The 14,750-nt window shown below is 66.3% G+C and carries 16 protein-coding genes; 10 read left to right on the forward strand and 6 right to left on the reverse strand.

Annotated elements, in window-relative coordinates; all coding sequences use genetic code 11:
- Nucleotides 1–60: 60 nt before the first annotated feature.
- Nucleotides 61–654: a phosphoribosylglycinamide formyltransferase gene (gene purN, locus ACIQF4_RS07345; RefSeq protein ID WP_400515203.1), complete on the reverse strand. Its 594-nt coding sequence runs from the start codon at nucleotides 652–654 to the stop codon at nucleotides 61–63.
- Nucleotides 655–693: 39 nt separating this feature from the next.
- On the opposite strand from purN, the gene ACIQF4_RS07350 reads away from it, so the two are divergent.
- Nucleotides 694–1,125 (forward strand): hypothetical protein, encoded by a 432-nt coding sequence (locus ACIQF4_RS07350; protein WP_231455846.1) that lies wholly within the window; start codon nucleotides 694–696, stop codon nucleotides 1,123–1,125.
- Here ACIQF4_RS07350 and ACIQF4_RS07355 read toward each other — a convergent pair.
- A complete protein-coding gene (locus tag ACIQF4_RS07355) occupies nucleotides 1,122–2,441 on the reverse strand; it encodes a DUF6350 family protein (protein WP_400515201.1) in 1,320 nt (439 codons plus the stop codon). The two genes, ACIQF4_RS07350 and ACIQF4_RS07355, sit on opposite strands and share 4 nt — an antisense overlap.
- 155 nt (nucleotides 2,442–2,596) lie before the next feature.
- Between ACIQF4_RS07355 and ACIQF4_RS07360 the strand changes: the two genes are divergently transcribed.
- Nucleotides 2,597–3,055 carry a DUF4383 domain-containing protein gene (locus ACIQF4_RS07360; protein ID WP_400515200.1) on the forward strand — a complete coding sequence of 153 codons (459 nt, stop codon included), beginning with the start codon at nucleotides 2,597–2,599 and terminating at the stop codon, nucleotides 3,053–3,055.
- Nucleotides 3,056–3,303: 248 nt separating this feature from the next.
- On the opposite strand, the gene ACIQF4_RS07365 is transcribed toward ACIQF4_RS07360, so the two are convergent.
- Nucleotides 3,304–4,167: a PRC and DUF2382 domain-containing protein gene (locus ACIQF4_RS07365; protein ID WP_400515198.1), complete on the reverse strand. Its 864-nt coding sequence runs from the start codon at nucleotides 4,165–4,167 to the stop codon at nucleotides 3,304–3,306.
- A gap of 259 nt (nucleotides 4,168–4,426) precedes the next feature.
- Between ACIQF4_RS07365 and ACIQF4_RS07370 the strand changes: the two genes are divergently transcribed.
- Together ACIQF4_RS07370 and ACIQF4_RS07375 are read left to right on the forward strand one after the other, a co-directional pair.
- The gene (locus tag ACIQF4_RS07370) at nucleotides 4,427–5,584 is read left to right on the forward strand and encodes a glycosyltransferase family 4 protein (protein WP_400515196.1); all 1,158 of its coding nucleotides are present in this window, start codon (nucleotides 4,427–4,429) and stop codon (nucleotides 5,582–5,584) included.
- Nucleotides 5,581–6,963, forward strand: a complete 1,383-nt coding sequence (locus tag ACIQF4_RS07375; RefSeq protein WP_400515194.1) for a UDP-glucose dehydrogenase family protein — start codon at nucleotides 5,581–5,583, stop codon at nucleotides 6,961–6,963. The genes ACIQF4_RS07370 and ACIQF4_RS07375 overlap by 4 nt, the downstream gene beginning before the upstream one ends.
- A gap of 36 nt (nucleotides 6,964–6,999) precedes the next feature.
- Here ACIQF4_RS07375 and ACIQF4_RS07380 read toward each other — a convergent pair whose 3' ends face one another.
- On the reverse strand, nucleotides 7,000–7,866 hold the full coding sequence (locus ACIQF4_RS07380) for an HAD hydrolase family protein (protein WP_400515192.1): 867 nt from the start codon (nucleotides 7,864–7,866) through the stop codon (nucleotides 7,000–7,002).
- 223 nt (nucleotides 7,867–8,089) lie between these two features.
- On the opposite strand from ACIQF4_RS07380, the gene ACIQF4_RS07385 reads away from it, so the two are divergent.
- Entirely contained in the window at nucleotides 8,090–8,359 is a 270-nt protein-coding gene (locus tag ACIQF4_RS07385; RefSeq protein WP_350004310.1) for a GlsB/YeaQ/YmgE family stress response membrane protein, read from the forward strand.
- 149 nt (nucleotides 8,360–8,508) lie between these two features.
- Nucleotides 8,509–10,746 (forward strand): EAL domain-containing protein, encoded by a 2,238-nt coding sequence (locus tag ACIQF4_RS07390; protein WP_400516796.1) that lies wholly within the window; start codon nucleotides 8,509–8,511, stop codon nucleotides 10,744–10,746.
- A gap of 23 nt (nucleotides 10,747–10,769) precedes the next feature.
- On the opposite strand, the gene ACIQF4_RS07395 is transcribed toward ACIQF4_RS07390, so the two are convergent.
- Nucleotides 10,770–11,198: a hypothetical protein gene (locus ACIQF4_RS07395; RefSeq protein ID WP_350004312.1), complete on the reverse strand. Its 429-nt coding sequence runs from the start codon at nucleotides 11,196–11,198 to the stop codon at nucleotides 10,770–10,772.
- Between the two features lie 210 nt (nucleotides 11,199–11,408).
- Between ACIQF4_RS07395 and ACIQF4_RS07400 the strand changes: the two genes are divergently transcribed.
- Entirely contained in the window at nucleotides 11,409–11,960 is a 552-nt protein-coding gene (locus tag ACIQF4_RS07400; RefSeq protein ID WP_400516679.1) for a dihydrofolate reductase family protein, read from the forward strand.
- A 39-nt stretch (nucleotides 11,961–11,999) separates the two neighbouring features.
- On the forward strand, nucleotides 12,000–12,275 hold the full coding sequence (locus ACIQF4_RS07405) for a hypothetical protein (RefSeq protein ID WP_400516680.1): 276 nt from the start codon (nucleotides 12,000–12,002) through the stop codon (nucleotides 12,273–12,275).
- Nucleotides 12,276–12,333: 58 nt separating this feature from the next.
- Here ACIQF4_RS07405 and mmuM read toward each other — a convergent pair whose 3' ends face one another.
- Nucleotides 12,334–13,296 carry a homocysteine S-methyltransferase gene (gene mmuM / locus ACIQF4_RS07410; protein ID WP_400516681.1) on the reverse strand — a complete coding sequence of 321 codons (963 nt, stop codon included), beginning with the start codon at nucleotides 13,294–13,296 and terminating at the stop codon, nucleotides 12,334–12,336.
- A gap of 97 nt (nucleotides 13,297–13,393) precedes the next feature.
- Between mmuM and ACIQF4_RS07415 the strand changes: the two genes are divergently transcribed.
- Nucleotides 13,394–13,873 (forward strand): hypothetical protein, encoded by a 480-nt coding sequence (locus tag ACIQF4_RS07415; protein ID WP_400516682.1) that lies wholly within the window; start codon nucleotides 13,394–13,396, stop codon nucleotides 13,871–13,873.
- The gene (locus ACIQF4_RS07420) at nucleotides 13,870–14,622 is read left to right on the forward strand and encodes a cyclase family protein (protein WP_400516683.1); all 753 of its coding nucleotides are present in this window, start codon (nucleotides 13,870–13,872) and stop codon (nucleotides 14,620–14,622) included. Before ACIQF4_RS07415 ends, ACIQF4_RS07420 begins: the two co-directional genes overlap by 4 nt.
- The last annotated feature ends 128 nt before the right edge of the window (nucleotides 14,623–14,750 follow it).

Raw genomic sequence — 14,750 nt, forward strand, 5'->3', positions numbered from 1 at the left:
CGGATTTTGGGTGCGTCAGTGAATCTGCGTGTCGGTGACGTGTATGCGCGCCGACGAAGGTCAGGTGGGGAGGTTCAAAGTGCTGGCGCGGTGGGCGGCGGCGAGGGAGGCGAGCGTGGACACCAACAGCCGGCGCTCCACTACCTTGATGCGCTCATGCAGGGTTTCCTCAGTATCCGAGTCCTCGATGGCCACGGCCTCCTGGGCGATGATGGGTCCGGTGTCCACCCCGGCATCCGCCCAGTGCACGGTGCAGCCGGTTACCTTCACGCCGTAGGCCATGGCGTCCCGTACCCCGTGGGCTCCCGGGAAGCTCGGAAGCAGTGCCGGGTGGGTGTTCAGGTACTTGCCGTTGAAGGCATCGATGAACTCCGGGCTGACGATGCGCATGAACCCCGAGGACACCACCACATCAGGCTCGAACCCTCCCACGGCGTCGGTCAGCGCGGCGTTCCAGGCAGCACGCTCCGGGTACGCCTTGAAGTCAACCACAAACGTCGGGATGCCGGCCGCCGCGGACCGCTCCACCCCGTAGGTGCCCGGACGGTCTGCACCGACGGCCGCGATCTCCACGTCCAGGTTCCCAGCCTTGACCGCGTCGATAACAGCCTGGAGGTTGGACCCGGTACCGGAAACGAGGACTACGATGCGCATGGCTCTAGCTTATGGGCAGGCTCGCGTAGGCTGGAAAACATGAACACCTCCCCCGAACCGGCTGGGCAGCAGCGGACCAGGCCGCAGCTCAGCGAGGCAGCCAAAGCCTCGCTGGCCAAGACCCATACCCTGTTCCGGATGTTCGTCGTCTCGGTGCTGGGCGCCTTCTTCGTCTACCAGCTGGACGTCAACTACCTGTGGCTGACCGGGATCCTCACGGCGGCCAGCGTTGCACTCGGCGTGGTCCTCCTGGTCAGGGCCGCACGCCTAAAGGAGTCCAGGCTGGTCCTGATCGGCACCATCTCCGGCCTGGTGGTGTCCGCCATCATGGTGCTGCTGCTCCTCGTGACAGCCGTGTTTTTCGACGAAGTGCGCGAGTACCAGGCCTGCGTGGGACGGGCACTCACGGACCAGGCGCAGTCGGTGTGCCGGGTCCAGCTGGAAAGCTCGCTGCCCGGGCAGTTCCGCTAGGACCTGGAAACCAGTTCCGCGTCCTCTTCCGACGCCGCCTGCTCACGTTCCAGCCACGGCCCGGCCACGTAACCGATGACGACGCCGGCGGCCACTTCCGCGGCCAGCCAGACTCCCGTCCAGAACGGGTCCGGACCAATGTCAGTGAGGCGTCCGATTCCCGCAGAGCCGCGCGCAAGCCAGGCCAGGCCAAAGGCCAGGAGCCCGGCTGCCAGTCCCGCCAGGATCCCCAGCACCAGGGTGGAGACCGTCGCCGTGAACCAGCGGGCACGGATCTTGATGGAAAGCCACTCATCGAAGTGGTTTTCACCCTCGCGGAGGAACCACCATCCGGCCAGCACACCCGCCAGCACCGGGACAATCAGGGCAACAAAGGCGTAGTCCAGCGGCCCGGACGGAATGGCGGCCAGCACGGGGATGGAAGGCAGCGGTCCGACGGCGGTTCCCAGCGGGCCTACCTGCGAGCCGATCCCCATCGCAAAACCGGCCCCGGACGTCCAGGCGAGGGCGAAGACCGCGAGGTTGGGGAGGAACCCGAGCTGTGCGATGGTCAGGGCGGCGCCCCCGACGGCGCCGGCGTCGAGCGCCTCGTAGACGGCGACCACGAGGTTCCAGTGGATGAACAGATCCACCGCCAGGAGCACGGCAGCCAATGCCAGCGCGGACAGGGTGGCCACAAACCCGGCTTTGGCGGCGGAGGCAAGGTAGGAGCCGGCCCACCGCGAATGCTGGCTGGTGCGGGAGATCCAGTCCACGGCGTCGACGCCGATCAGCCGGCTCCAGGACCCGGCCTCGCGCCGCGCGCCGATCACCATACCCAGCGCGTAGGGAATGAGCGGGACCAGCATGGCGAACCAGGGGTTGATGCCGACGTCGGGGGTACGGCATACGAAGCCGGTGGCCGTACCGAAAGCCGCGTAGACAATCCACGAGCCGAGCAATGCCTGCCACAGCTGGTCTGTATAGGACGCGCGGGCAAGGCGGCGGCCGGCCCTCCATGCAAGGAGGAAAGGGAGCAGGGTGAGGCCCAGCGGAACCAGCGACAGAACGCCGGTTTCCCCGTTGCCGGCGGCGTCGGAGCCCGCGGCGCTGAGTTCCAGCGGGACTCCGTGAACCAAAAGCCAGGATTGCCCCGCCAACCGGGCCAGGACGTCGAAGGAGCTGTCCCGGAAGCCGGCAGTGGCCCACACTGCGATGATCGGGGCAATCACCACCAGCGCGGAAATGATGGCTGCCTGCGCCGTTTCGAGGGCACCCTGCAGCCACAAGGGCATGGGAAGGCCACGGTCTCCGGTCTGGTCAGCACGCATTTTCATCGTGCCCCATGGTGTCACGGCACGGGCGTCCCGGCCGGGAACGACAGGCTCATCCGGCGGATCGGCCGGAACTCCAACGCAAGGCTGTGCCGGAGCTTTTCGCAGTGGGCGGCCGTAAAATTGAACTGTCCACAACGAGTGGAATGGAGGAAGAAATGACTACCGCATCCCCACATGCACACGGCGTCCATTTTGGCCGGGCAGACGTCCAAAACGCCGGCATGGGAGTGGGAATTGTTTTGATGCTGGTCGGTGTCCTGGGCTTCATCCCCGGTATCACCACCCAATACAGCGAACTGATGTTCCTCGGACCGGCGTCGCACGCCATGTTCCTGGGGCTGTTCCAGGTGTCCATGCTGCTCAACATTGTGCAGCTGGCCATCGGTGCCACCGGCTGGGCCATGTCCCGGACAGAACACGGAGCAAGGAACTTCCTCCTGGGGGCAGGCGCTCTGTACATCGTCCTGGCCATCTTCGGGCTCCTTGTCGGAGTAGATTCGGCGGCGAATTTCCTGGCCCTGAACATGATGGATAACTGGGCCCATCTGGTGCTGGGCGTCGTAATGATTGTTGCCGGCTGGCTGTTCTCCAGGACGGCGGCCCGCAGGACATAGCCCGGAATCCGTAAACCGGGAAACAGGAGCCGCGAATGAAGGAACAACCTTAAGTTCTGAAGATATTCGTCCTACTGGCTGGTGCAGTTTCCGCCGTCTGCGGGGGCTGCACCAGCGTCCAGGAAAGTTCCGCACGCACAACGACGCCGGGAGCCCCCAAGGGGGACTCCCGGCGTCGTTGTGCTGTTCGCTTCGCCTGACGCGTCGGTCCGTTCAGCGGCGCGTCAGGGATGCACTAGCGGCGCAGCTTAGCGGCGGGCGTCGCGGTCAACGCCGTCCGCGTCGATGTGCTCCTTGCGGACTTCCTCATTGACGGTGACGTCGTCCTGGACAACGTCCTTGTCGAGGCGGACCCGCTCCACCGGAACGGTTTCCTTCTCGACGACGGGGCGCTCCTCGTGGAGGACAACCTCGTGCTCCTCTTCGCTGATGTCCGGACCGCGCAGGGCTTCGCCGCGGTTGGCATCCGTGATGGGTTCGCGCTCCAGGCGGACTTCTTCACGCTGCACGGGGACGGTCTTGGTGACGTTTTCCGTGGTGACGTACTTCCGCAGCCGTGCCCGGCCAGTGGTTTCGCGCTCGGTGCCAACGTGGAGCCGCTCCTCGGAACGGGTCATGGCGTCGTCCGTGGTGGGGCCGGAGGTGTCGTGGCCCACGGTGCCGCGGGTGTTGTCGCGGTCAAGGTCGCGGCCAATACCCGTGGTGGGAGTGCCGGCGTTCAGGTCTGCATCGCCCTGGAAGTCAACATCCTTCCGGGTGTCCAGATCGTCGTTCCGGGTATCCGAGTAGGTGCGGGCACCACGCTCGTAGTACGTGTAGAGGCGGTCCTCCTCCTCAGGGGTGAGGTGCCCGTCCACGTCCACGCGGGGAGCGTCCTTGACGTGTTCCTTGGTGTACGGCACCACCAGGTCGTCGCCCTGGCTGTGTGCTCCCTCGACGGGAACGAAGGACTGCGAGGTGCCGAAAAGGCCCGTCTTGACGGTGACCCATGTGGGCTCGCCCGTGTCGTCGTCCGCGTAGAGCTGGCCGATTGAGCCGATCTTTTCGCCATCTGAACCGATGACGTTGCCACCCTTGGTGAGCAGGCTTTCGATGTTTTCCCTGTTGAGCATGACGTCTCCTTGGATGTGTCGTTGCGCTGGGCTTAACTAACTACTTTGGATGGTCCTGCACCGGGGTCCGGTGCAGGGTTCCGCCCCGTCTGCTTGAGGCTCTGCGTTAGCTGCCCTCCTACACTAAGCATGCTTAGCATCATATGCAAAGCCTACTTAGTAATTTTTTTCAGTTCGGCGTCCTCCTGTTCACGCAGCCTTTCCCTCGGGGTAACGTTTTCTCCCCCGCACGGCAACGCCGCCCGCCCACGGTGGAGGGGTGAGGATCGCAATTGTTGCTGAATCATTCCTGCCGCTGATGAACGGCGTAACGCATTCCATCCTGCGCGTGCTGGAACACCTTGAGAGCCGGGGCGACGACGTCCTGGTGATCGCGCCTTCCACACTGGACGGGGAGGCGCCGGACCATGTGCGGGGTGCGGAAATCCTCCGGCTGCCGGCGGTGCCGCTGGCGGGCTATGCAAACGTCAGGGTGGCGATGGGCGGTGTGTACCGGGTCAAGCGAATCCTTGCCGACTACGCACCGGACGTTGTCCATCTCGCCTCGCCGTTCGTGCTTGGCTGGCGGGCGGCGCAGGCGGCGCACCAGCTCGGCATTCCCACTGTTGCCGTCTACCAGACCGAGGTTCCCAGTTACGCGGCGAGATACGGTGTGCCGTTCCTGGAGAACTGGGCCTGGAACCGGGTTGAAAACATCCACCTGCTGGCCACCCGCACCCTGGTGCCGTCCACGTTCGCGCTGAACCAGTTGCGCGGCCGCGGCATCCCCAGGGTGAAGATGTGGCGCCGGGGAGTGGATACGGCACGGTTTTCACCGGACAAGCGCGACGACGGATGGCGGGCTTCCGTGGCCCCCGGCGGCCAGCGGGTCATCGGCTACGTGGGACGGCTGGCCGTGGAGAAACAGGTGGAGGACCTGGCCGCCCTGGCCGGGATTCCCAACACCAGACTGGTGGTTGTTGGCGACGGGCCGCAGCGGGCTGTCCTCGAGGACGCCTTGCCTGATGCGGTCTTCACTGGCTTCCTGGGCGGTGAGGAGCTGGCACGAGCAGTGGCGTCCTTCGACCTCTTCGTGCATCCGGGCGAGTTCGAGACCTTCTGCCAGACCATCCAGGAGGCCATGGCGTCGGGGGTTCCGGTGGTGGCCACCGGCCGGGGCGGGCCGCTGGACCTGGTGGAGAACTCCCGGACCGGCTGGCTCTATGAGCCGGGCGACCTGTCCGGGTTGCGCGGCCATGTGCTCGACCTGATGGGCGACGACGCCAAACGCCGCGCGTTCTCTGCCGCAGCCCATGCCTCCGTGCAGGACAGGACATGGCCGGCGCTCTGCGAGGAACTGGTCCGGCACTACGGTGATGCCATGGCCGCCGCGCCTGCCGGGACAGCTGCGGGTCCCCGGGCTGGAGCGGCGCAGTGAAGATTTCGGTGATCGGCTGCGGCTATCTTGGTGCCGTCCATGCGGCCACCCTTGCATCCATGGGCCATACCGTGGTGGGGATCGACGTCGATCCCGGAAAGGTGGAACAGCTGGCGCGCGGCGCTGCCCCCTTTCACGAACCCGGCCTGGACGAACTCCTGCGGGACGGCCGGAGCACCGGCCGTCTCACTTTCTCCACCGACGCCGCTGCCGTGAAGGGCGCACAGGTCCACTTCCTGTGCGTGGGCACCCCGCAGGACAAAACGTCCGACGCCGCCGACCTCACCTTCCTGGTCTCCGCGATCGAAACGCTGCTGCCGCACCTGGCCGCCGGCGCCGTCGTCGTGGGTAAGTCCACGGTGCCCGTGGGCACGGTGGAGATGCTGCGCGGCGTGCTGGACTCCCGTCCGGACGTGCTGCTGGGCTGGAACCCGGAATTCCTCCGCCAGGGGACCGCGGTGAAGGACTCTCTGGTACCGGACCGGCTGGTGTACGGCGTGGACGGCGGGCGCGGAGCCGCCTTCCATCCCCGCACCGGCGCACCGCTCGGGGTTACGGCGGCACTGGATGCGGTCTACGAGCCGCTCCTCCGGGCTGGCATACCCCGCCTGGTCTGCAACTTCGCCACGGCGGAGCTCATCAAGTCCGCGGCCAACGCCTACCTCGCCACCAAAGTAAGCTTCATCAACGCCGTGGCCGAACTGTGCGACGCAAAAGGGGCGGACGTGGCGGAGCTGGCCGAGGCCATGGGCATGGACCCGCGCATCGGCGGAAGGTATCTGCACGCCGGCCTGGGTTTTGGCGGCGGCTGCCTCCCCAAGGACATCCGCAGCTTTCGGACCCAAGCCGTCCAGGCAGGGGTCACTGCCCTTGACGACTGGATGCGGCTGGTGGATTCGGTCAACCTGGGCCAGCGCGAACGGACGGTCAGCGTGGCCGCCGGGCTCTGCGGCGGCAGCGTTGCCGGCCGCTCCGTCACCGTGCTCGGCGCGTCCTTCAAACCGGACACTGACGACATCCGGGACTCCCCCGCCCTGGACGTTGCCGACCGGCTTGCCGGGGCCGGGGCGCACGTGACCGTCACGGATCCCAAGGCGGTCAACCACGCCTGGCGCCGCTATCCGCGCCTCAAGTTCGAGGCCTCGACGGAGCAGGCACTCGAGGGCGCCGAGCTGGTGCTGCTGCTCACGGAATGGGATGAGTACCGCCGCCTCTCCCCAACAGCTGCGGGTGCACGGGTACGACGGCGCGTGGTGCTGGACGCGCGGAACGTGCTGGATGCCGCGGCCTGGCAGGCCTCCGGTTGGCTGGTGCGCGGTTTGGGGACCGGCGCTGCCGCGCACCCGTCCGAGCAGGCACCCGCTCCGCTTCCTTCCTGACTTCCCAGGCCGCCCAGGCCCGGATCCGGAAGCCGGTCAGCCCAGCAGGCCGAGCTCCTCAAAGGCGAGTGCCACGCCGTTGCCGGCCGGCCCGGCGGTGGTCCGGTCCGCGACTGCCAGGACCGCCGGGTGCCCGCCCTCCACCGCGATGCCCACGCCGGCGTACTCCAGCATTTCGATGTCGTTGGCGCTGTCCCCGATGGCCACGATGTCCGCACGGTCAAGGCCCAGGTGCTCCTCCACCACCTGGATGCCCACGGCTTTGTGTGTTCCGGCCATGAAGATCTCGCCGGCGCGGTCGCCCAGGGCGGAGAGGGAACTGGGAATGAGGCCCACCTGCGGCCCCAGCCCGTCCACCAGCTGCTTCAGCGGCACCGGGGAATCAAAGCAGGATATTTTGGCGTAGGACGTGGAGCGAAGGTCGTCGCTGTACTGCATCGGCCCCAGGATGTCCTCCAGCGGGTCCACGTCGGTGCTGAGGACCCCGTCGTGCTGCGCCCGGCCGGCGAAGATGGGGCCGAGCACCTCCCGGAGCCTCTGGTCCACGCCTGTCCGGCCGTGCAGCGCCTCGGGTGCTTCCAGGATGTAGGCGGCGCCATGGGCGTCCAGTGTCTCCACAATGAGGGCCGCCAGGTCCGGATCAAAGCGCGTGTCCTTGAGGATCTCTCCCCCGAGCTCAACGCGGGCTCCGGCCCCGGTGATACTGCCGTCGAAGCCGGCCTCCAGGATGTGGCTTGGGACCATGGACAGCGGCCGTCCCGTGCAGACGAAGACCAGGTGTCCCAGCCGGCGTGCGGTCCGGACAGCGTCTACGTGCGCAGCGGGCGCCAGTCCGTGGTCGGCATAGGTGCCGTCGATGTCGAGGAAGATGGCACGTGGGCGGACGGTCTGCTGGCTGCGCATGCCAAAACTCCTTGGTTTGTTGCGGGGACAATCAATCCTATCGAAGCCCCAGCCCGCCGCCCCCGCGGGATTCACCAGCAAATAGCGAAAGTGGTGCATTCCGGCCGGGAAAACTGACAGTCATCCCGTGATAATCAAACTCTTGCAGAGCAGTAAGCACGCTGATTGAATTATGGAACCGGAAATGGGGGCCCGGCACAACTTACTGACAAGGAGTGACAACATGGGCATTCTCGGATTTCTCATTTTGGGCCTGATCGCCGGCGCCATTGCGAAGGCTATCCTGCCCGGCCGCCAAGGTGGAGGCTGGGTGGTTACCCTGGTCCTCGGCGTTGTCGGCGCCATCCTGGGCGGCTGGATCGGTTCGCTGATCTTCGGCGGCGGCCTGGCCGAATTCTTCGATATCCGCACCTGGCTGCTGGCAATTCTTGGTTCAATCATCGTGCTGCTGGTTTATGGCGCGGTCACTAACCGCAGCCACCGCCGCGTATAGCGGTCCCTTTATTCACAAACCTTGAAAGCGCTGTCCCCCTGCGGGGCAGCGCTTTTATGTTGGCAATGACTGGAGTGCTGCGGGTCCGCAACAGCCCCTGGGAAACCGGGGCCGGGCAGCTCACCAAATATCGGTTCCTGCCCTCTATGATGTCCGAGGGGGGTGGAGTCTTGAATAATTCTTGGAGCCACGGCAGGACTGCGTCAGCACAAACTTTCGGCACCGTTCTGGATGCCAGTCCGGACGCGCTGCTGGCCATAGCAACAGACGGCAGCATCGCCCTGGCCAATGCCGCGGCCGGGAGGTTGTTCGGATTCGCCGCCGGGGACCTCATCGGGCGGGACCACCGAACACTGCTCGCCGAAGGCTTCCGCGGCGAAGCGGACCAGCTTTTCGCCCGCCTCCGTGCCCGGGCCGGTGAGCATCCGCCGCCGCGGGAAATCTACGGGCTGCACAGCAACGGGACGGAATTCCCCGCCGAGGCAACGGGATCGTTGCTGCCGTGGGAAGCGGCCCTGCCTTTCCATCCAGCGTCCCAGGGGCCTGCGGCACCCCCAGGGGGTTCGGACGGATGCCGGGGACCAGGCGACGGCGGCCGCGGCCATGACCTGCTGCTTCTTTCGGTCCGGGGTACTTCCCACCGCCAGGCCGCGGATGCCGACCTGCGGGAAGCGATGTCCCTGCTGACCGCCACGCTGGAATCGACAGCCGACGGCATCCTGGTGATGAGTACCGAGGGCAGGGTGGCCGGCTTCAATGACCAGTTCCTCACCATGTGGGGTATCCCGCCGGAGCTCATGCAGGGGGACAGTGAGGAGCCCGTCCTGCGGCTCATCATCGAGCAGGTGGCGGATCCTGCGGGCTTCCTGGCACGGATCAGGGCGCTTGGGGAAGACCCGGCAGCAGAAAGCCACGACGTCCTGGAATTCGCGGACGGGCGTACCTTCGAACGGTATTCGCGGCCACAGAAGGTGGGCGAAAACATCGTGGGCCGCGTGTGGAGCTTCCGCGACGTCACGCCACGGCGCAAAGCCCAGGAGCAGGCCCACCAGGCCATGCTGGACCTCGCCGCGCAGGCCGAGAAGCTGCGGGCGATGGCTTTCCAGGACCCGCTGACGGGCCTTGCCAACCGGGCCGTGTTCAACGACGCCCTGGCTGGTGCCCTGCAGGAACCGCGGCTCAAGGCCGTTGACGTCCTGCTCCTGGACCTGGACGACTTCAAGGAAGTCAACGACATCCTTGGCCACCAGGCCGGCGACGACATGCTGGTTGAAGTGGCCCGAAGGCTCCGCGGCTGCGCCCCCACTGCCGACGTCGTGGCCCGGCTGGGCGGAGACGAGTTCGTGGTGCTCCTGACCGCATGCCCGGACGCGGATGCGATCGCCCAATGCATCGTCCGGTGCCTGCACGTCCCCGTCACGATCCAGGGCACAGTCCTGCGGCCCAGCCTCAGCCTGGGACTCGCATCGCTAGGCCGGGACAGCGTGGGGGCCTCCGAGCTGCTCCGGCAGGCGGACATCTCGATGTACGCGGCAAAGGCCGCCGGCAAGAACCGCTTCCTGCGGTTCCACCCGGACATGATGACCGCCCTGGTGCAGCGGACCCATATGGAAGCCGGCCTGCAGCTGGCCGTGGCCCGGGGCGAAATATCGGTCGACTTCCAGCCAATCGTGTCCCACCGCATGGGCCAGGTGGTCACGTTCGAGGCGCTGGCCCGGTGGGACAGGGACGGCGGGCGGGTCCCGCCGTCGGTCTTCATTCCGCTGGCCGAACGCACGGGACTGATCAACGAGATCGGCGCAGAAGTGATGGCGCTGGGCATGGTGCAGCTGGCGCCGTGGCTGGGCGAGGATCCATCCCGGTCGCTCGCAGTGAACGTTTCGGGCGTCCAGCTGCAGGACCCCCTGTTTGCCCAGACGGTCCTGCGGCTTGCGGAGGCCAGTGGCGTGGCGGCCTACCAGCTGGTCGTTGAGGTCACCGAGAGTGTGTTTTTCGACGCCGACTGCAGCCTCATCAAACAGCTCAGCACGCTCCGTGAGGAGGGAGCCAGGGTTGCCCTGGACGATTTCGGCACCGGCTATTCCTCCCTGGGCAGACTGCAGGACCTGCCGGTGGACACGGTGAAGATCGACAGGACTTTTGTCTCCATGGTGCGCACCGGCAACGAGCGGCTGCCCATCCTCAGTTCCATGATCAACATGGCCCACAGCCTTGGTTTGACCGTCACGGCGGAGGGTGTGGAAACGGCGGCACAGGCAGATTACCTGGCGGCCCTGGATTGCGATTCGCTGCAGGGTTACCTGTTTTCGCTGCCGCAGCCGGGGCGTCGGCTGGAGAACGCGCTGCAGCAGGCAGAGGAAGCGCTCACTGCGCTGAAGGACCGGTAGGACGGACGACGGCGGCTAGCCTGCTAGGCGGCCTGCTTGCGGCCTGCCTGCTTGGAGGTTTTCTTTGCTGCTTTGGGGGCGGGAGGCGCTGGGTGCTGGACTGCAGGCTCTTCGGGTGCGTCGATTGCCTGGGCTCCGCCTGCCGGCTCGACCACCGCCTGGCCTTCCCCTGTTTCGAGGTCACCTGAATACCCGGGGTAGGCCATTTCGGCGGCCCGGTTACGGCGCCAGCGCCGGAGCAGGTCGGCCGCGGCCAGGATGCCAGCCAGCGGACTGAGGACCGCAACGGTGTAAACGAACAGCATCCAGGTCAGCGTGGTCAGCGGGGGCTGGTTGTTGTGCAGCAAGGACAGCCCGCCCAGGAGTCCCACAGCCCAGAACAGCACCACGGCGGTAAGGACTGCTGCGGCCGGAAAATACTGGTTGCTCACGATCTTTTTCAGGGTTTCCATGCACTTTCCTCCTGCCTGGCCGGGGCACGGCAACAGCCGCTCACCACAAGTATGGGGCTCAGGATCGGCCAAACCCTGCAAGACGCCTCGGCGAGTGATGAACGTAACTGGGGCGGCCGCCGTCGTCCGCTTTTGCAGGGATCTTCCGCGGGCTCAAGCCGCGCACTAGCGTGAGGCATGTCCGCTCAAAAACCCCCGCAGGAGGTCCCCATGCGCAAAGTCACTGCCGGCCTGTTCCACTCCGTGGACGGCGTGGTGTCCGATCCCTACAAGTTCCAGTTCGACAGCTTTGACGACGAACTGGGCGCCGGCCTGACCACCATGATGGAAACGGTGGACACGGTGGTGCTGGGCCGGGTGAGCTACCAGGAGTGGGCCGCCTACTGGCCCACCGCGCCCGTGGACGAGGACTTTGCCGCGTTCATCAACCCGGTGGAGAAGTTCGTGGCGTCGCGGACCCTGGCGGAACCGCTCGAATGGCAAAACTCGCACCTGATGGACGCGCCGCTGGAAGAGTTCGTAGCAGGGCTCAAAAAGCGCGACGGCGGCGAGATCGCCGTGTGCGGCAGCATCTCGGTCACGCGGCAGCTGCTGTTCGCCGGGCTGCTGGATTCCCTGACGCTCATGACGCACCCGGTGGTGGCGGGGAGCGGGCGGCGCCTCTTCCAGGACGGCGACCCCACCACCCGGCTGGTACTCCTGGACCAGTCCCGGACCAGCAAGGGCAACGTGATCACCACCTACGGGCGGCTTGAGGCGTAAGCCCTACTATCAGTGCCGTTACTGTGACAGGGTTTGGATATGGGTAAAGAACCTCTGGATCCGGATGACGGTGCAGTTCCCGGCACCGGCGTCAATGACCATGCCTGGGAGCGGGAGCACCGGCATCCCACCCCTGAACAGGCCCGCTCCATCGGATACCGGCGCAGGGACGCCGAGGCGAAACTCGAGCAGCACCAGCAGGAGGCCCGGGAGAAGGCCGAGCACGCGGACGAACAGGGCGCCCCGGGCGGGGACACCGCGGACCAAGACAACCCAGACCAGGACAACCAAAAGGACGCTCCGGCAAAGGGCTGAGGCCTTCAGGCGCCGCGTTGCGCTGCAGGTTCAGCGCGGATGGTTCACCCGGGTTGGTTCAGTGGTGCGCAGCAATGACCCGTCCGATGGCGGCGATGTCGCCTGGCGTCGTGCGGCAGCACCCGCCGATGATGCGGGCGCCGTGCTCCAGCCAGGCGGCGGCCCCGCCGGCGGGATCTGTTGGTTCGGCGTCCCCATCCTGGGCGGAGGCTGTGGCCGGACCCCAGGTCTTGGTCGCCGGATCGTACGTTTCGCCTGAGTTAGGGTAGGCCACCAGCGGTTTGTCCGTCGCGCTGTGGAGGGCGGCGAGCGCGGGAGCGACCAGGTGCAGCGGCACGCAGTTCACGCCGATCGCTGCGGCCAGGGGGTGTGCATCAAGGAGCCCGGCAACTGCCGTCAGCGGGGTGCCGTCGCTGATGTGGGCGCCGTCCCGCAGGGAGAACGTGAACCAGGATTCGACGCCGAACTCTTCCGTGAGGGAGGCCAGTGCTTCGGCTTCGGCAAACGAGGGGAGCGTCTCGCACGCCAGGAAGTCCACACCCGCATCAACGAGCGCAGCTACCCGGGGCCGGTGGAAGTCCAGGAACTCGTCTTTTCCCAGCGTGTAGTCGCCGCGGTATTCGGAACCATCTGCAAGGTAGGCGCCGTAAGGGCCAACAGAGCCGGCAATGAGCAGCACGCCCGCGTCAAGTTCGGCGGTCAGGTGCATGCGGCGGGCCTCATCCGCCAGCTGCACCGACAACGCCACCAGCCCCAGGGCATCGTGGGCGCTCATGCCCCGCCGCGCAAAGCCCTGCGGGGTGGCCTGGTAGCTGGCGGTGGTGGCAATCCTGGCCCCGGCGGAAAAGTAGTCGCGGTGGACGTCCCTGATTAGGTGCGGATCCTCCAGCAGGACTTTGGCAGACCACAGGGGATCGTCCAGGTTGCAGCCGCGGGCCTCGAGTTCCGTGGCCAGGGCGCCGTCGGTGACGAGGTGTTCCCCGGATTCCAGCAGGGACGAGAGCGGTGCAGCGGAAGCCATGTAGTCATAATACGCATTTCATTATGCTTGTAATGATTATTTCTTTCTGTCACGATGGCTGGCAGACGTCACTCGGCGGAGGAAAGAGGCTAGGTTCTTGGACGTTCAACTTCACCCTGTACGCAAGCTCCGCGTCCACTGGCCCATCAGCAGCAGCACCTTCGGGCAGCTGTCCAAGGGCGAGCCGGATGCCTTCCGGGATGATCCGGGCATCGCGCACCTGCTGCAGGCCCTTGCAGAATTCCGGGAACTCGGGGACTTCGGCAACTACAAGCATGTGTTTGAGTCCAGCCTCGGTTTCGAGGGGTTCACCACAGCCGAGGGCGCAAACCCCACCCTCGGACGGGTGGGTGAGCAGACCCTTTCGCCAACCTTCGTCTTCACGACGTACTTCGACGCCTCACTGGGGGACGCCGCCGTCGAGCGGTTCATGCGCCGCCTCGTGGACATCCACCCGTGGGAGGTGCCGGTTATTGAAGTGACCGGTCCCGTCAGCGTCTCCAGCACCGCGCTGGCACCGCAGGTAGAAGCATCAAAGACTGAAGCGCCCATGGCAGAAGGAGCCGCAGCATCATGACGGACACCAGCACCACCTCGCTCTGGGAGGGCCTGCACTCGGTGATCGCGGGCAGGCAGTTCGTGGACCTGACGCATGCCTTCCACCCTGGCCAGCCCCACTTCGCCGCCTTTCCGGATGAGCAGCGCGCAGCCCTCTTCGACCTGGACAAGGGTGACGGCTTCACTGCCCACCGCTACACAATCGTGGGCCAGTGGGGAACCCACGTTGACCCGCCCTCCCACTTCATCCGCGGCGGCAGGACGCTGGACCAGATCCCGGTGGAGGAGATGATCCTTCCGCTGGTGGTTTTGGACATCAGCCAGCGGGTGGCCGGCAATCCGGATGCCACCCCCACCCTGCAGGACGTACAGGAGTGGGAAACCCGGAACGGGCCCATCCCGCAAGGTTCCTTTGTTGCCCTGCGTACCGGATGGAGCGGCCGGTGGCCCGACGCCGGGGCGATGGCCAACCGGGACAGCGAGGGCATCAGCCACACGCCCGGCTGGTCCATGGACGTGCTGTCCTTCCTGGTTGAGCACCGTGCCGTGGCAGCGGTCGGCCACGAGCAGACTGACACGGACCCGGGCCTGGCAACCTCCCGGCAGGACTTCAGCCTGGAAACCTATGTCCTGGAACAGGGCTGCTGGCAGATCGAACTGTTGGCCAACCTGGACGGACTGCCGGAATCCGGCGCCGCCGTCGTTGCCTCCTGGCCAAAGCCCCTCGCCGGCAGCGGCTTCCCGGCAAGGGTGTTCGCCATCTGCTGACTCGGCTGTGCTCCCCTGCCCTGCGGCCGGCAGCTCCCCAATCGCCGGAAGAGAACACGGTCGCCGGGGCGTTCCGGCGTCCACGTACTGTTCCGGCGAATCCGGCGCGCCAGTCGGTGACACATCGG

Origin of the sequence: Pseudarthrobacter sp. NPDC092202 (assembly GCF_044755505.1) — a bacterium.
Lineage (GTDB): Bacteria > Actinomycetota > Actinomycetes > Actinomycetales > Micrococcaceae > Arthrobacter.